Below are 15,462 nucleotides of genomic sequence, written 5' to 3'. Positions count from 1 at the left end.
GATAAAAGATATTTAATTTTGACTGCAAGCCCCTATTGGGGCTAAAACGGGATAATTAAGTGGCGTTTTTACCACTAATACTTCTTATCCCGGGGATTACCAGAAAATAGATGACAAAATTCCACTTAATTCAGCCGGTGATGGACCGCAGAATTAAATTTAGTAAGAAGAAACTCAACGCTCAGCGGTAAAACAACGTTACTAAACAGCCTCGCACGCCCAGCAGCAAAACAATGTTACTCAACAGGTCCTCAACGCGAACTCAGCAGTATCTCAGCTCCAGCTCAACAGACCCTCGCGCCCAGCAGCAAAACAACGTTACTCAACAGCACCTCAACGCGAACTCAGCAGTATCTCAGCTCCAGCTCAACAGACCCTCGCGCCCAGCAGCAAAACAACGTTACTCAACAGCACCTCAACGCGAACTCAGCAGTATCTCAGCTCCAGCTCAACAACCCCACACGCCCAGCAGCAAAACAACGTTACTTAACAGCACCTCAATGCGAACTCACAGTATCTCAGCTCCAGCTCAACAGCCACACACACTCAGCATCAAAACAACGCAACTCAACAGCAGTTCAGCGCTCAGCATCAACACTAACTCAGCATAATTGCACTCCATACAACTAAAAGGCCGTTTTTTTCGCCCCGCGCCGCTTTAAGTGTATTGCGTACAACTAAACTTCTGTGAAAGGCTCGTTTTGGCTAAATCGGGCACTTTTAGTTGTACGGATTACAGCTGTCAGGTGCAGAGAGGGATAGAAGCTGCTTTTAGTTGCATAAGCTGCATCTATTCCTGAGAAAAGGAGGCGGGTGCTGATGAGCTGCCGATGTTAACAAAGAGTCCATTCTAACAAGCGTCAAAGCTAGCAAGGTATCAAGGCTAACGGTGTTATCCGCCCCATACCTACAAATAATCCGCCAGCCGGATTTCATCCTGCCCCGGAATATGGGTTCTCCGGTATTGTTCCCGGTGGGCGAGGGGGCAGGTGGCGTCGATGCCCATTTTGGCGGATACGCCGCGCAGATTGTGCGAGGGCTCGAGCGGTGAGCCTTTGGCTCCCGGCACAATGAACAGGTCGAGGTCGGCCTGTACCCGGGTGGCGATGGCCCACTCGACATCGAGCGGTTCCAGCAGATTGACATCCTCATCGACCACCACGGCATGCTTGAGATCCTTATCCCCGGCAAAAGCGGCCAGCAGCGCTGTTTTCCCGTCGCCCTCCTGAACCTTGCGGATCTGGAGGACGGCATGATAGCGTCCGACTCCGCCCATGGTGATGTGCACGGCCTGCACCCCCGGCACGACCTGGCGGACCGAGCCGAGCAATGCGACCTCCCGGGCGATAGCCATCGGCAGCTTCTCCTCATAGCTGGCCGGCAGAATGGTCTGCCAGATAGGCCCGCTGCGGTGGGTGACGGCCGAGATTTCGACCACCGGCTGCTCTGTCCGCAGCCCGTAATAGCCGCCCAGCTCGCCGAACGGACCCTCCGGCTGACGCACCCCGGGCAAAATCCGGCCCTCGAACACAACCTCGGCCTCCGCCAGCACCTCCAGATCGACCGTCCGGCACCGGACGATCTCCAGCGGCTGGCCGAGCAGGGTGGAGGCCACCTCCAGCTTGTCGGTGTGGAAGAGATGGGTGCTGATCTGCGAAGCCAGCACCACTGCCGGGACCACCCCGAACATAAAGGCACACTCCAGCGGCTCGCCGCGCGCCTCGGAATCCCTATACTGCTGGAACAGCTCCGGCGATGAGATCAGGATGCCGGTCCGGTTCCCGTCCAGCAGCTGCATCCGCCGGATGGAGGTGTAAAGCTTGCGGCCGTCCTCGCCCTTGACGACCATTACGCCGGAGACGTAATAAGCGCCGCTGTCCTCCGCATGGTACGTACAGACCGGGAAAAGCTCCTTCAGACTGATCCGGCTGGTGATGACCTGCTCCTGCACCGGAGCCTGCTGCACCAGCCGGGTTGGTGTAGGCTGGACGATCGCAGCTATCAGCCTGGGCAGCAGCTCCTCCGGAGCCATATCCATGCTGTCAGCAATCAGCTCCTTGGAGCCGCCGAGGCCAACGGCCATCGGTCCGGTGTAGCCTTTGACCTTCTCGAACAGCAGCGGCTGCCTGCCGCGGACAGCCTTGGCCACAGCGCCAAGCTCGAAGCGTGGGTCAACCTCGCGGCGGATCCGCAGCAGCTCTCCGCCAGGCTCCCAGCGGTGAAGCAGTTGCCTGATATTGACGGCTGCCATTAGCTTTCCCCCCATCTTTTCATCAGCGGGTGCTCAATGCCGAACGCATCCAGCACCCTGGCATTCATAAAATTGACCAGCTCCCAGATTTCGGTCGGGTGATTATAGAAGCCGGGAGAGGCGGGCACAATGTCTGCACCCGCCCGGGCCAGCCGCAGCATATTCTCCAGATGGATCAGATGCAGCGGTGTCTCACGCGGGACGATGACCAGACGGCGCCGTTCCTTCAGTACGACGCTGGCAGCCCGGTTCAGCAGGGTGTCACCCATGCCGTTCGCGATCGCGCCAAGCGTATTCATCGAGCAGGGGATGATGACCATCCCGTCCGTTTTGAATGAACCGCTGGCTACGGGAGCGAACAGGTCTGTGTTAGACAGCACCGTTCCGTACTGCTCCAGCTCCTGCAGCTTGATACCGCATTCGTAACCGAGCACATTTTCCCCGGCACCGGTAGCGATGATATAGACCTCCACACCAAGCTGGTGCAGGCTGCGGATCAGGGAATATCCGTAGATGGAGCCGCTGGCTCCCGTGATAGCTACTACAATTCGCATAAGCGGCAATCTCCTTTAGCAGAGAGCTTGATTATCCATGTTTTCACTTGTGTATAACAAAAAGAAGCCGCTGAAATAGAGAGAGTCCTCTAATCAACGGCTTCCGGCAATCTGTAAACAGATATAGGGCGAGCCTTAGTATACGTGCGGCGCATCAGGATAAACCGAAATGCAGCCTGACATGAAGTCCATTCATTTATCTTACAATAGCTTCTTGAACGATAGCGGCAGCCGGAAATCCGCAAGATAAATCCTGCATCATTGTTCAGCCCCGGTATCACAGATTACAACAGTACAGGCCCAGGCAGTCTGGGGATCGTAATCCCTGAGTACGCCCGCAACCGGCAGCTCAAGCTCTTCAGTCAGCTTCTTCTGGATGCGCCGTTTGAATTCCTGGTGCAGCGCAGCATCCACGGACTGCTTAAGCTCGGGATAATGCTCCTCCAGGGCGCGCAAGGCGGCAACCCGCTGATGCTTCACGAGGAACATGATCATCGTATCGTTGGCAGCCTCCAGCCGGAGCTGGGTTACCCCGACGCCGTACAGCTCCTTATGGACCTCGTTATAGCAGCGGGACAGCTTCTTCTTATATTCATTGGAGGAGAGCAGCAGAGAGACGTTCAAGAAGATCACTTCCCTGTAATAATATCTTACGCGATATATCCCGTCTTAACGTCCAAGCTTCATTTTTTCGATAAGTTAAACTCCATTATAGAGAAAATTCTGCCGAAGTAAGTGACTAATGTTACATTATATAACTTTACTGCGAACGCGGAAGGTCCGGGGCGAGAGTCCAACCTCTCTTTTGAACATATTGCAGAACTGCGCGTCATTCACGAATCCGGCTGTGGCAGATACCTCGGAAATATGCATCTGGGTATGCAGCAGGAGGGATTTGGCATAATTGATGCGTTTTAGTAAAAGATAACGGTGGGGCGACTCGCCAAAGCGCTCCTTAAACAAATGCCGGAACCGGTCGTAGCTGTACCCGGACATCTCCGCCAGTGACTGGACTGACAGCTTATGACGGTAATGCTCCTCCATATAGTTGAGAACATACTGCATCTGGTCCTGTACCGGGGACTGGAAGCCGGAGCCGCCCAGCAGCCGCTGCAGGTGTACCGTAATTTCGCTCATCTGCAAATTTAAAAGCTCGGAGAAGCCCTCACGCTTGCGCTTGAATTCCCCGTTCATCCGCACCAGCGTCTGCAGCACGGTATGCTCCTTGTCATCTTCAAATACGCCGGACAATGTACTGATTGCCGGGTTCTCGCAATGGAAGCCGACGAACAGCACCTCGGAGCGGGGCTGGTGATTCTCATCATGCTTAAAATTAGGCGGGATCAGCGCAAAGGAGTGCGGCCGGAAGTGATAGCTGCGCTGCCCGATGCTGCAGGTGCCGAGCCCGTGAATGTAATAAACCAGCTCGAAGCATTCATGCTGATGGCGCGGGATATGGGTGTCCGCTTCATGCTCAGCATTTACAATATATAGGACTCGATCCATGTTGATCCTCCTAGTCTTTTTCTTTTAGCCGAATCGTGCAAAAAAATGACCGAATGTATATAAAAGTTTGTCTCTGTATTTGCTATGATCGTATCAATTAAACGAAAGATTCGCAACCTGACTGGCCATCTTGTTCGGGAATTGACTGTTTAATTGACGAAAAACCACCTTTTTTATCACTGAATGTAAGCTATTCATTAATTTTCAGTCGTTTTATGGATTTGCATAAAATCTTCTGCCGCATAACAACAGAACAAAACGTGTAATTGGGGAAGTCAGCCGTTTTACAAGCTACATCAATATCAAACAGGGGTGTGAACAGACAAAATGAAAAAGAATGTTCTTACATTATTGCTGCTTATGGTAATGGTACTCGTCACTGCTTGCGGAAACAACACAGCTAACAATGGAAACGCGGCGGATACCGGCAGCAATGCAGCAGACAGCACAAACGCCGGTGCAGGCGACAAGCTGAAGGTTGTACTGCTGATTCCGGGAACGCTTGGAGATAAATCCTTCTTCGATGCTGCCAACAACGGCCTGCAGAAAGTGAAGACAGAGCTGGGCGCGGAGACCAAAGTAATCGAGATGGGCACTGACAAAACCAAATGGGAGCCTAGCTTCAACGATATCGCTGCTGAAGACTGGGATGTTGTGATCTCCGGCGGATCGGAAATTACTGAAATGTTCAATATGACCGCAGAAGCGAATCCGGATAAAAAGTTCATCAACTACGATACAGACATCGAAGAAGCACCAGCTAATATGTATAACATGTCTTACTCCACTAATGAAGTCTCCTTCCTGGCCGGCGCAACTGCAGCACTGGCTACACAATCGGATATGCCGAATGCGAATCCGGATAATGTGATCGGCTTTGTCGGCGGTATGGATATCCCTGGTATCAACGCGTTCCTGGTCGGCTACATTCAGGGTGCGCAATATGTTGATCCTGATGTAAAAGTGGCCGTGTCCTACGCGGGCGATTTCGTTAACCCTGCCAAAGGCAAGGAATTGTCGCTGATTCAGTACAACTCCGGAGTGGACATTATTTTTAACGTAGCCGGCGGTACAGGCCTTGGTATCTTCGATGCTGCAAAAGAAAAGACAAAGTATGCCATCGGCGTCGATTCCGACCAGGCACTGCTGCTTAAAGATACAGACAGTGAAAAAGCAAACCTGATCATCACCTCTGCAATCAAAAAAATCGACAGTGCCATTCTGGGCGCTGTGACTAAGCTCCAGGACGGTACACTTGAAATGGGCAAACGCGATGTCCTCGGCTTTGTTGAAGACGGCGTAGGCATTGCCGAAAATGACATCTACACCAGCGTATTCCCTGCAGATCTGCAGGCCAAGGTTGAAGAAGTGAAGCAGAAGCTGATCAACAAGGAAATCACAGTAGACAACGCAATGGGCATGGAAACTTCAGAGGTTGAAGCGATCCGTAATGCTGTTAAGCCTTAATTAAATTAAACACTAACCGGTACGCCGTATCTCCTGCAGTTGGGATTCCTTCAGCCAAGAAGAATTCCAGCTGCCTATTTTTGCAGAAAACCAGTCTAGTTGAAAGGCGTTGATAACCCGTGGAACAAGCGCTGCTGGAAATGCGGGGCATAACCAAGGTATATCCCAATGGTGTCGTTGCCAACAAGGATGTCCACTTTAGCCTGCGTGAAGGAGAAATTCATGCCATCGCGGGAGAGAACGGGGCGGGCAAATCGACCCTGATGAAGATCATGTTCGGGATGGAGGAGCCGAGTGAAGGCGACATCAGCATCCGCGGGGAAAAGGTAAAGCTGCAGTCCCCGCAGGATGCAATTGACCGGGGCATCGGCATGGTCCATCAGCATTTCATGCTGGTGCCTTCCTTTACGGTGGCTGAGAACATGGTGCTTGGCATGGAGCCGCGCAAGGGAGTGGGCTTCAATTACAATGAAGCAGTCCGCCTGACAGAAGAAACGGCGCGTAAGTATAATCTCACTGTAAATCCCAAGGCAAAGGTCGAGGACCTTACCGTCGGGATGAAGCAGAAGGTGGAAATCCTGAAGGCGCTGGTACGCGGTGCCAAAATCCTGATCCTGGACGAGCCGACCGCCGTGCTGACTCCGCAGGAGACAGAGGAGCTGTTCGTTGAGCTCCAGCATCTGAAGGAGCAGGGGCACACGATTGTGTTCATCTCCCACAAGCTGAAGGAAGTCAAAGCCATCTGCGACCGGATTACGATTATGCGCGGCGGCCGCAGCGAAGGGGTGTTCCAGACCAAGGATGTAAGTGAGCAGGAGATTTCACGGCTGATGGTCGGCCGGGACGTTGTGCTGAAATACGATAAAGATAATGTACCTTTCGGCAAGCCGGTATTGTCCGTAAGCAATCTGGCCGTCCACGACAGCCAGGGCAAGGCACTGCTGGAGCAGGTCAGCTTCGCAGTCCGTGAAGGCCAGATCGTCGGAATTGCCGGTGTTGAGGGCAACGGCCAGAATCAGCTGGTCGAGGCGCTTACCGGCGGCTTGCATGCCGTATCCAGCAGTGGAGCGGTAAAGGTTAACGATACGGATATTCTGGCAGCTGATATTCTCCGCATCCGCAGCCTGGGTGTATCTTATATCCCGGAGGACCGGATGCGTCAGGGCGCAGCCGGCGATGCCAGCATTTCCGATAATCTAATCTCCACCCGTTACCGTTCCAGGGATATGAACAAGGGACCGCTGCTTAACGGTAAGCGGATTGCTGCCCTTGCCGCATCGCTGGTAGAGGAATTCAAAGTGCGGTGCTCAGGCCCGCAGCAGCCGATCGGCATGCTCTCCGGAGGTAACATGCAGAAGGTGGTCGTGGCCCGGGAATGCTCCACCAGCCCGCAGCTGCTGATTGCCGAGCAGCCGACCCGGGGCGTGGATATCGGTGCAGCCCAGTTCATTCACCAGAAGCTGCTGGAGCTGCGCTCCGCCGGCAGCGGTATCGTACTCCTGTCCGCAGATCTGAACGAAATTCTGGAGCTGAGCGACAGCCTCCTTGTTATGTATGAAGGACAGATCGTAGCCTACTTTGAGAATCCGTCCAAGGTAAGTGAAGAAGAGCTCGGTTTATATATGCTGGGTATTAACAGGCAGGACAAGCAGCAGATCGGGAGGGCCGTAAGCCATGTTTAAAGTCAAATATTTTGAGGTGATCCGGACGGCGGCGGTCATACTGATTGCGCTGGCCATCGCCTTTATCATTATTTCGCTCGTCAGCGACCAGCCGCTTAAGACCATAGGTATTTTTCTGTGGGAGCCTATTTCCACCAAGGGGCATATCGGCAACGTGATCGAAATGGCCATTCCGCTGATGTTCACCGGTCTTGCCGTGTCCCTGCTGTTCCGGGCGAATATGTTCAACCTCGGGGCAGAAGGTATCTTCTATTTCTCCGGCGTAGTGGCTTCTGTACTGGCCATCCACCTGAGCCTGAACAGCTGGTTTCATCCAATCGTAGCGATTGCGGCAGGTTCAATTGTCGGAGCGCTGCTGTCGGCGATCCCGGGTATTCTCAAAGCCAAGTGGAACGCCAACGAGCTGGTCACTTCACTGATGTTCAACAATATTTTGTTCGGAATCGGACTCTATCTGCTTAACTATCATCTGCGCGATGCAAAGGCTTTTGCCAATGTATCCTACAAGTTTCAAGAGACAGCCCAGCTGAGCAAAATCTTCACCGGCACACGCATCCACACCGGTCTGATTATTGTACTGGTAATGATCGTTCTGGCCCACCTGTTCCTGTACCGGACCAAATGGGGCTATGAGCTGCGGATGACCGGTGTGAACCGTGATTTTGCCCGCTACTCGGGTATGAAGACTGCAAAAGTAATCATTCTGGTCCATCTGATTGCCGGCTTTATCGCCGGAATGGGCGGATCAGTCGAAGTATTGGGAATGTACAACCGGTTCCAGTGGGCATCTCTGCCCGGGTACGGTCTTGACGGTGCACTGGTGGCGATGCTGGCCAAAAACAATCCGATATCCGTTATCGGCTCAGCCCTGTTCCTGGCTTACATCCGCATCGGCGCCGATATGATGGCCCGTCTGTCGGATGTGCCCTCCGAGATGATCTCGATCATCCAGGCGGTTATTATCCTGCTGATCTCCGCTGAGCAATTCCTGAAATTCTGGAAAAACCGGATGCTGCTGAAGGAGGCGAAAGCAAACGCATGAACAGTCTGCTGGATGTTATTTTTACGACGGACTTTGCCTTCTCGCTGCTGCGTGTAACCACACCTATTCTGTTCGCTGCACTGGGGGCGCTGATTTCCAACCGGGCCGGCATTATTAATATCGGGATGGAAGGGATCATGCTGGTGTCGGCCCTGGCCGGGGTCATTGTCAGCGCGTATACCCAGAGTGCCTGGGTTGGACTGCTTGGCGCGGTGATGTCGGGAACACTGATTGCCGGCGTGCTGGCCTTTTTTACCCTGAAATTTAAGACGCATATTATTCTCGGCGGGGTTGCAATCAACATGTTCGCCTCAGGCGGTACAGTGTTCATCCTGTATCTGCTTAGCGGAGACAAGGGGTCCTCGACCTCTCTGGCCAGTAAAGTGCTGCCAAATGTGCAGATTCCGCTGCTGAAGGATATTCCGGTGCTTGGGCCTATTCTGTCAGGGCACCACATTCTGACCTACGTCTCCATTCTGGCTGTACTGGTCGTGTATTATCTGCTGAACCGCACACCGCTTGGACTGCGTATCCGTTCAGTCGGCGAGAACCCGCATGCCGCCCAGTCGGTCGGGGTCAGTGTAGTCCGGATTCAGTATACTGCGCTGCTGCTCAGCGGATTTTTTGCCAGCCTGGGCGGAGCTTACATGTCTATGGGCTATCTGTCACTGTTCACGCGTGATATGATCGCCGGCCGGGGCTGGATCGCGATTGCCGCAGAATCCATGGGCCGCAGCACAACGATCGGGACGGCGCTGACCTCGCTGCTGTTCGGAGCAGCCGATGCATTGTCCAATGCGCTTCAGGTGCTGAAAATTCCGGCTGAGCTGATCGCTACGCTGCCTTATGTGGCAACTGTGATCGGTCTGGTCATCTATGCGGTCTCAGAGACCCGGAAGAAGAACAAGAAGGTTAAAGCTCCTGTGGTGAAGTAGCGGAGAGCTGCTTCAGGCAAGGATTGGCTGCTGAGAAAGACATAAGGGGGAGAACAACGATGCCAAGACCCATAATTATTGACTGTGACCCGGGGCATGATGACGCGATTGCGATTCTGCTGGCGCTGGCGCATCCGGAGGAGCTGGAAATCCGGGGCATTACAACGGTAGGCGGTAACCAGATTCTTGATAAAATAACGGATAACGCCCTGAAGGTGCTCAGCTTCGTTAATGCGGATATCCCTGTTGCCAAAGGGGCAGCCGGACCGCTGTTCGGCAAGCTGGTGACGGGAGAGGAAGCGCACGGAGAATCCGGGATGGACGGCCCGGTGCTGCCGGCCAGCAGGTTCAAGCCGGTGGAGCAGGGTGCGGTTGAATTCATGCTCGGGCTTATCCGCGCATCGGAGAAGCCGGTTACACTGGTGCCGCTGGCACCGTTAACCAATATTGCACTGCTAATCACCGCTTACCCGGAAGTAAAGAGCAAGATTAAGGAAATCTCGCTGATGGGCGGGGGCCTGGCTTACGGGAATGTGACCAGCACGGCTGAATTCAATATCTTTGTAGACCCGGAAGCTGCACGGATCGTCTATGAATCGGGTATTCCTATTGTGATGAGCGGTCTGGATGTGACGGATAAGGCGGCGATTTTCGAGGAGGAAATCCTTGAGCTGAAGCAGAAGGGCCCGGTGTCTGTAATGGTCGGGGAGCTGCTGGATTTCTACTCAATCTATGGCAAAAAAATGGGCTACGTCGGCAACGCGCTGCATGATCCATGCGCCGTAGCCTGGCTGGTGCACCCGGAGCTGTTCCAGTCAGAGCAGCTCTATGTGACGGTGGAAACCGAGGGTAAGCTGACCCGCGGCATGACCGTGGCTGACCGCAGAAAGAAGCCGGACCGCCAGCCGAATGTGCAGGTGCTGACCGGTGTTGACCGCGAAGCGTTCATGAAGCTGCTGTTCGATTCACTGGAACGGCTGGACCAGGGGCTGCTTGCGGCGGCCGGGGGAAATAGCTGATGGCCGGCTGGGAGAATCTGCAGGAGACGGCAAAGTTCGAGCTGCAGCAGCGAAACGAGGAAGGCTGCCGGACGGATGGAATAGCTGAGAAGCTGGCCGCTGCAGGTACTGATGAAAGCAGGCTGATGGAAGTCTACCGCGAGCTGATGGAGCTTGAGGTGGCTGAGGATTTCCCGTATCAGGAGCCCTCGGGGCTTGATGAAATCCGCGCCCTGCGGCCGGACGGGCCGCGCAGGCTTGACCCTTCGTGGACGCCTGAGCAGTGGCGGGATAAATTCCACGGGGCCTGGCTGGGCAGAAGCGTCGGCTGCGCGCTCGGCAAGCCGCTGGAGCATTGGGATTATCTGTACGGCAAGGACGGCCGTCCGGGCTGGGAGAACATCGAGCTCTGGTTCCAGGGTGCGGATGCCTGGCCGATTAAGGGCTATACGCCGGATAACTCCAGAGCGGAAGCGGAGTACGGGCTTGGCCTTAGCGCCTGGTCCTTCACCAGCACGCGGGAGAAGATCAGGTTCATGGAGAGTGACGACGACCTCCGTTATACCGTCCTGGGGCTGCTGCTGCTGGAGCAGAAGGGGCTTACCTGGGATGCCTGGGATATCGGCAAGCTGTGGCACGGCAACCTGACCTATGCGCAGGTATGTACCGCCGAAACGCAGACCTATATGAACTTCGCCGCTGAAACCTCCCATATGCATAAGGAGAAGCCGGCTGACTGGGCGCAGCGGCTGGAACGGGTGCGGATGCATCTTAATCCGTACCGTGAATGGATCGGCGCTGCCATCCGGGCAGACGGGCTGGCTTACGGCGCAGCCGGGCATCCGGAGCTGGCCGCCGAGCTGGGCTGGCGTGATGCGTCCTTCTCCCATGTGAAGAACGGGATCTACGGCGAGATGTTCAACGCGGCCATGATCTCGGCCGCCTTCGCGGAGCAGGACAACGAGCGGATTCTGGAGATTGGACTCAGCGAGGTTCCGGCTAAGAGCCGGCTCGCCGAGGCGGTGCTCCAGGGGATTGATATTGCCCAATCAGCCAAAAGTGAACGCGAGCTGGTCAGCCGTATCTGGGATAAGTTCAGCCATTATGATCCGGTGCATACAGTCAATAATGCTGCGCTTGTTGCTGCATCGCTGGTCTATGGCGGCAATGACTTTGAGAAGGCGGTAGTTACCTCTGTATATGGCGGAATGGACACGGACTGCAACGGGGCTACGGTAGGCTCGATCATGGGTGCGAAGCTGGGTGCAAGCCAGCTGCCGGCAAGCTGGACAGCACCGCTGAACGATACGCTGTATGCTGACCTTCCGGGCTTCCATCCGATTGCCATTTCGGCCTGCGCGGAGCGGAGCTATCAGGTGTTTCTGAAGCTGCGTGCGGAGCTTGGACAGGGTTAGGTTGCTTATAAAATGTATAATAACGCTCTTTGCAAGAAGCGGACACTGCGGTGTCTCTTCCGGCAAAGAGCGTTTTTTTATGGCCGGGCCGGCAAGCCGCTGCCCATCCACGAATAAAATAACAACGGAAATATGTCACAGAAATAGTGAACTATGTTAGCATAATCTATAGTTATTTGGTTGGCAGTTAACTAACAATTGCATACAGAATCAATGGGGGAGGAGTGCGGTTCATGCTAAAGGCGCTGATTGTGGATGATGAGCCCTGGGTACTGGAGGGGCTGCGGATTATGGTGGACTGGGAGAAATCCGGCTTTGAGCTGTGCGGTGAGGCGTTGAACGGGCCGGAGGCGCTGCGGCTGATTGAGCTGCACCAGCCGGACCTTGTACTGACGGATATCAATATACCGGTATTTAACGGACTGGAGCTGATCACCAGGCTGAATCAATCGATGGCCCGGCCGCCCCGGTTTGTCATTCTGAGCGGGTATGATGATTTCCAGTATGCCCGGACAGCCCTGCGCCAGCGGGTGGAGCAGTATCTGCTGAAGCCGGTTGACGAGGAGGAGCTGGAGGACCTGCTGGGCAGGCTCAGTACCATAATCACTAGTGAAATCGCTTCCATCGATGAGCAGCAGCAGAAGCAGGCGGGAATCATCGGCAGCCTGCTAAACCGTCTGATTCAGGGCGAGGATGAGGGTGATTTCCGGCTGGTGGCCTCCAGCCTGATTAAGCTCCCCGCGGATAGCGAGCTGCTCGGCATTCTGGCCGATCCGCCGTCAGCTGCAGGGCATCTGCGGCAGCTGGCGCACAGCTGCTTTCCCGCCGAGCTGACCTGCAGCTTTCAGGACAGTGCTGAACGGGCAGGGCTGCTGCTGCAATCGGAAGGGATCTCCCGGGAGAGCCTGAAGGCCGGCATCACTGGCCTGCAGCAGGAGCTGGAGAAGCTGCTGCTGGAGCCGGTGGCGGTGATGGTCAGTGACAGAATGGCAGGCATCGAATCCGTTAAGGAGATTTATCTGCAGCTGCTGGAAATGCAGAAGCTGAGGTACTCTGCCGAGCAGGGAGGCGTGTTTTTTCACAGTGAGTTCAAGCGGAGCGGCCGAGCTGGAGGCAGGGAGCAGGTCACCTTTACAGACCTGCTGGATAAAGTCAAAGCAGGTGAACTGCAGGAGATTGAACCGTGTGTGCGGGAGCTCTTCCGGCTGTATTCGCAGCAGCAGTATTCCGTGGAAGCTGTGCAGGCCGGCATTGCCCATCTGGAAATGAACCTGTGCAGGCTGGCGGCTGAGCATAGCGGAGACCCGGCAGCGATGATGAAGGGGCATCAGGAGGCCTGGGGCAGTCTGGGCGAGCTCAGTGATTATTCGCGGCTCGGAGCCTATGCCAGCGGTCTCTGCAATACGGCGGCGGCTTATCTGGCACAGCTCCAGGAGGCGAATGAGGGGAACACCATCTATAACGTCATCCGCTATGTGGACCAGGAATTCCGCAATAAGCTGCAGCTGCAGGAGCTGGCCCGGCAGTTTCATATGAACCCGGCCTATCTTGGACAGCTGTTCCGCAAGGAGACGGGACGCAGCTTCAGCGAATATCTGAACGTCAAGCGGATTGAAGCAGCCAAGGCGCTGCTCAAGCGGACAGAGCTGAAAATTTCCGATGTGGCGGCCCAGGTCGGGTTCAGCAACACGGATTATTTTATCGACAAATTCAAGGGAATCGCAGGCGTTCTGCCTTCTGTATACAAGAACTCTGATCACAGCAAGCAGCTCTAGGAAAGCCGGGTGCACAAGCCATGCTCAAAAAAAGGTTCCGCTTCAACAATATCGTCAACGACATTCCGCTGAATTATAAGTTTATTCTGATCTACATCGTGGGTGTACTGCTGCCCATTATGGTCATCAACCTGGTGTTTCTCGGACGGATTACGGACCTCATCAAGTCGAGGGAGGAGCAGAACCTGGAAATTTCCCTGGAGCGGGCAAGAAAGGATATTCATGATTTTATTGAGGGCGGGGTCGCCGTCAGCTATACCCTGTCCACAGACAAGAACCTGTATGAAATGCTGGACCGTCCCTATAAGGATTCCATTGATTTTTATGACGCCTATGATGAGGAGCTGCGCGACCGGCTGTACAGTTTCATGCCTGTTAACAACCAGATTGAGCGGATTACGGTATATACTGCCAACCAGTCTATTGTATCCGGCGGCAATTATCAGGCTATTAACGCGAAAATCCGCACAAGCGGCTGGTACAGGCAAGCGGAGTCTTCCGGCAACCAGGTGGTTGTAGCCGCCTACCGGATAAGCGAGAACAGTAACTCTTCCACACCAATGCTCAGCATCATTGACTGGATGGATCACTACAGCTCGTTCGGCACCTATGAGAAGCTGTCGCGGATTGATCTCGACCTCAGTGAGGTGTATGACATCATTGTCCGCGAAAAGGATTATTTGAGCCTTTACCTGGTCAATGAGCAGAATCAGATCGTCATGTCAGAGGCAAGCGGCTATCAGCATATAACAGATGAGCCTTATCCGCTGTTTACGCAGCCTGAGGACGGGGAACAGGAGGTGCACATCCTGCCTATCGGTACAGCCAATTATCTCAAAGGCTGGCGGCTAATCGGCATTACTCAGGGGGAGCGGATTGCCCAGGCTGTTCTGGATATCCGGCTGTATGCGGCGGTGCTGGCGACCACGGTCACCCTGCTGACCTCGGCTTTTATCTATGTGATGCTGCGCTCCTATAATTACCGGGTGAAGCGGCTGGCCCGGCATATGCAGAAGGTGAGCAACGAGAAGTTTGAGCTGATCAGAATTGATGAGGGCCGGGATGAAATCGGCGGGCTGATTCATAATTTCAACCGGATGACCTCACGGATCAATTCGCTGATTAACGACGTGTATAAGCTGGAGATCCAGAGTAAGAACCTGGAGATGGAGCGGGTGAGGGCTGAGCTGAATTTTCTGCAGAGCCAGATGAATCCGCATTTTCTGTTCAACACGCTGAATGCCATTCTCGTAGTCTGCACCAAGAACAAATATGACGATGTGACGGATATTATCAAAAGCCTCTCCAAGCTGCTGCGCAGGCTGCTCAGATGGAAGGAGGACCTCGTGTCACTGCAGGAGGAAATGCAGTTTATCGAAATGTATCTGAAGATCGAGAAATTCAGGTTCCGCGACAAGTTCGATTACCAGTTCGAAATTGAAGAGCAGGCGCTTACCTACAAAATACCTAAGCTGAGCATGCAGCCGCTTGTCGAGAACTCCTGCAAGCACGGCCTGCAGACCATAGAGGGGCTCGGGGTGATCAGGATCAGGGCGGCTGCCCTGGAGGACCGTCTGCAGATTACCGTTTCAGACAACGGAAAAGGGATGGATGCTGCCAAGCTGAAGGAGCTGCTGCATAATATCCGCACCGAGGATTCCTCCGGGCTGAATATCGGGATGCGTAATGTATACCGCAGGCTGGAGCTGTATTATGCGGATCAGGTTACTTTTGAAATCATCAGCGCACCGGATGAAGGGACGTCCGTGTCGTTCGGTATCCCGCTGAAGCTGCTGGAGCGGATTCATCCGCCGGGAGGGGAGTGAAGGCTGTGACA

The 15,462-nt window shown here is 54.4% G+C and carries 12 protein-coding genes; 8 read left to right on the top strand and 4 right to left on the bottom strand.

From position 1 onward, the window contains the following. Nucleotides 1–907: 907 nt before the first annotated feature. The 4 genes from R70723_RS27025 to R70723_RS27010 form a co-directional block, all read right to left on the bottom strand. Nucleotides 908–2,251 carry a UbiD family decarboxylase gene (locus R70723_RS27025; RefSeq protein ID WP_039877125.1) on the bottom strand — a complete coding sequence of 448 codons (1,344 nt, stop codon included), beginning with the start codon at nt 2,249–2,251 and terminating at the stop codon, nt 908–910. After that, nucleotides 2,251–2,805 carry a UbiX family flavin prenyltransferase gene (locus tag R70723_RS27020; RefSeq protein ID WP_039877123.1) on the bottom strand — a complete coding sequence of 185 codons (555 nt, stop codon included), beginning with the start codon at nt 2,803–2,805 and terminating at the stop codon, nt 2,251–2,253. The genes R70723_RS27025 and R70723_RS27020 overlap by 1 nt, the downstream gene beginning before the upstream one ends. 258 nt (nt 2,806–3,063) lie before the next feature. Continuing rightward, nucleotides 3,064–3,429, bottom strand: a complete 366-nt coding sequence (locus R70723_RS27015; protein ID WP_052421491.1) for a Na-translocating system protein MpsC family protein — start codon at nt 3,427–3,429, stop codon at nt 3,064–3,066. A gap of 126 nt (nt 3,430–3,555) precedes the next feature. Further along, on the bottom strand, nt 3,556–4,311 hold the full coding sequence (locus R70723_RS27010) for an AraC family transcriptional regulator (protein WP_039877120.1): 756 nt from the start codon (nt 4,309–4,311) through the stop codon (nt 3,556–3,558). Between the two features lie 327 nt (nt 4,312–4,638). On the opposite strand from R70723_RS27010, the gene R70723_RS27005 reads away from it, so the two are divergent. The 8 genes from R70723_RS27005 to R70723_RS26970 all read left to right on the top strand — a co-directional run bounded on the left by R70723_RS27005 (nt 4,639) and on the right by R70723_RS26970 (nt 15,451). Next, complete coding sequence (locus R70723_RS27005; RefSeq protein ID WP_039877119.1) at nt 4,639–5,778, top strand: BMP family ABC transporter substrate-binding protein; 1,140 nt, start codon at nt 4,639–4,641, stop codon at nt 5,776–5,778. Between the two features lie 119 nt (nt 5,779–5,897). After that, entirely contained in the window at nt 5,898–7,460 is a 1,563-nt protein-coding gene (locus tag R70723_RS27000; protein ID WP_144027159.1) for an ABC transporter ATP-binding protein, read from the top strand. After that, nucleotides 7,453–8,502 carry an ABC transporter permease gene (locus R70723_RS26995; protein ID WP_039877117.1) on the top strand — a complete coding sequence of 350 codons (1,050 nt, stop codon included), beginning with the start codon at nt 7,453–7,455 and terminating at the stop codon, nt 8,500–8,502. Before R70723_RS27000 ends, R70723_RS26995 begins: the two co-directional genes overlap by 8 nt. Further along, entirely contained in the window at nt 8,499–9,437 is a 939-nt protein-coding gene (locus R70723_RS26990) for an ABC transporter permease (protein ID WP_039877116.1), read from the top strand. The genes R70723_RS26995 and R70723_RS26990 overlap by 4 nt, the downstream gene beginning before the upstream one ends. Nucleotides 9,438–9,496: 59 nt before the next feature. Beyond that, nucleotides 9,497–10,456: a nucleoside hydrolase gene (locus R70723_RS26985; protein ID WP_039877114.1), complete on the top strand. Its 960-nt coding sequence runs from the start codon at nt 9,497–9,499 to the stop codon at nt 10,454–10,456. Continuing rightward, entirely contained in the window at nt 10,456–11,850 is a 1,395-nt protein-coding gene (locus R70723_RS26980) for an ADP-ribosylglycohydrolase family protein (RefSeq protein ID WP_039877112.1), read from the top strand. The genes R70723_RS26985 and R70723_RS26980 overlap by 1 nt, the downstream gene beginning before the upstream one ends. Before the next feature lie 233 nt (nt 11,851–12,083). After that, nucleotides 12,084–13,625 carry a response regulator transcription factor gene (locus R70723_RS26975; RefSeq protein WP_039877110.1) on the top strand — a complete coding sequence of 514 codons (1,542 nt, stop codon included), beginning with the start codon at nt 12,084–12,086 and terminating at the stop codon, nt 13,623–13,625. A 20-nt stretch (nt 13,626–13,645) separates the two neighbouring features. Beyond that, a complete protein-coding gene (locus R70723_RS26970; protein WP_039877108.1) occupies nt 13,646–15,451 on the top strand; it encodes a sensor histidine kinase in 1,806 nt (601 codons plus the stop codon). The last annotated feature ends 11 nt before the right edge of the window (nt 15,452–15,462 follow it).

The organism is Paenibacillus sp. FSL R7-0273 (assembly GCF_000758625.1).
GTDB lineage: Bacteria > Bacillota > Bacilli > Paenibacillales > Paenibacillaceae > Paenibacillus_AQ.
Note: the sequence above shows the minus strand (reverse complement) of the source record. Positions and strands in the feature narration are given on the sequence as shown.